This is a genomic window from Priestia sp. JV24 (assembly GCF_025910025.1).
Classification (GTDB): Bacteria; Bacillota; Bacilli; order Bacillales; family Bacillaceae_H; genus Priestia; species Priestia megaterium.
Map to the genome: position 1 here is coordinate 1 of NZ_JAPCIN010000034.1, position 1802 is coordinate 1802.

Genomic DNA, 1802 nt, shown 5'->3' on the forward strand with positions numbered 1-1802 from the left:
ACTGGTTTAATCATAACTACTGGTTGGTTTTCGTTTCTACATTTGCAAACATATCCTGCTATCTTATAAAATAGGGGTAAGAAATAAGAAAGATAGGAAGAGGAATTCATGTCCACAAAATTAGTAAATTTACGAATTGATTTCGCTTTTAAACAATTATTTGGTACCAAAGGTAGCGAGGACATCTTAACAGGTTTTTTAAACGCTGTTTTAGAAAAGTCTCTAGAAGCACCCATTATGTCTCTTCAATTGGAAGACCCACACCTTCACAAGGCTTACGAAGATGACAAGTTATCTATCTTAGATTTACTAGCTACATTGAATAACGGAACACAAGTGAATATCGAAATTCAACTTCGTAATACGCATGATATGGTCAAGCGTTCTTTGTATTATTGGAGTAAATTATATACGTCACAAATGCAAGAGGGGATGCCTTATCGTGCTTTACGAAAAACCATCACCATTAATTTATTGGATTTCATTTTATTCTCTTCAGATGAAGAATTTCAGACGACAGGTCAGTTGTGGGACACAACAAAGCAACGTGTTTTAAGCGATGATATTGAAATTCATTTTGTGGAAATTCCAAAGCTTGTAAAACAGTGGCGGGAAGAAAAAGTCAACCCGTGGGAAAATGCATTCGTTCGTTGGATATTATTATTACCAGCTCATGAAGATGAACATTTAACTCAAACATTGGAGGAGATTGCGATGAATCAAGATCCAATTCTACAAAAAGCGATGGATAAATGGGAAAATATGAGTCATGATTCTTCATTCAGAAGCGCATATGAAGCACGTGAGAAATTGCTACTTGATGAACAAGCTAAACTAGCCCATGCTCGTGAGGAAGGACTAGAAGAAGGAAAACTTCAATTGATTCGTAGCATGTATGAGAATGGTATGACTTTGGGTGATATTGCAAAGTTTACCGGTTTAAGTATAGAAGAAGTGGGAAAAGTAACACGATAATATAGAAGTTGACAAAAGCTTTGCGAAAGGTTTCGTAAAGCTTTTTTATTTTATAATCGGTTCTCAATAAAATAGACTAAAAAGGTACACCTTTTTAGATACCGAAAAAATCAATAATGAAACGTCTATTTAATTTTTAAAATAGATGTTTTTGCACGCACAAAAAGTAATTAATCTTTATAGACAATATGTCATATTCAATTTCAGTTGCCATAATGTGAGTTACAGAGATAACAAAAAGAGCCCTTATTCCATGAGGACTCTTTTCATCTATAATTAAAGTTTTTAAAATGTATCAATTGATGAAAGCAATTCTTTTAAATCATCAACTGCATGCTCATCGGTAAAATTCTGTCCCCCAAAAACATCTTTTTTTCAAAACCTACGTTAAGACACTTTTAGGAAATAAAACCCTGATTTATCTACGCCAAGTAGAAGAATCAGGGTTTTATTTTGCCTTCTTATTTTCAAACTTTTCGATCCCAAAATACTATCATCTTAAACTAACACAACCGTTTGGTTAAGTACATATTTCCATATTCTTCATTTTTTGGCTATGTTAATCTTCCACTTTTACTTTTAATATGAATGAAAGACTTACCCTTTTCCACCAACAACTAATGCTAAAGGTATTTACGAACTTTTTTACAGTATGCTTCATATTCTTCACCGTAAATCTTTTTCAAGGATTTTTCTTCAAGTTGAACCTGACGATTAAAAAGCCAAATTCCAGTAAATACGTACAATAATAATATCCAGTTTGGTAAAATTAAGAATATCCCTATTAAAACAAATCCAAAAGCTGTGTAAATGGGATTACGGCTAAT

Annotated in this window: 2 protein-coding genes; one reads left to right on the forward strand and one right to left on the reverse strand. The window is 32.9% G+C overall.

The annotated features are described in order from the left end of the window. The first annotated feature begins 108 nt into the window (after nucleotides 1–108). The gene (locus tag OK414_RS27635) at nucleotides 109–975 is read left to right on the forward strand and encodes an Rpn family recombination-promoting nuclease/putative transposase (protein WP_205664426.1); all 867 of its coding nucleotides are present in this window, start codon (nucleotides 109–111) and stop codon (nucleotides 973–975) included. Nucleotides 976–1598: 623 nt separating this feature from the next. On the opposite strand, the gene OK414_RS27640 is transcribed toward OK414_RS27635, so the two are convergent. Next, a partial coding sequence (locus tag OK414_RS27640) for a methyltransferase family protein (protein ID WP_319638216.1) occupies nucleotides 1599–1802 on the reverse strand: 204 nt, incomplete at its 5' end.

What these genes read in the sequence shown, in the direction of transcription:
- OK414_RS27635 (WP_205664426.1), top strand. Translation starts at nt 109, where the DNA reads ATGTCCACAAAATTAGTAAATTTACGAATTGATTTCGCTTTTAAACAA.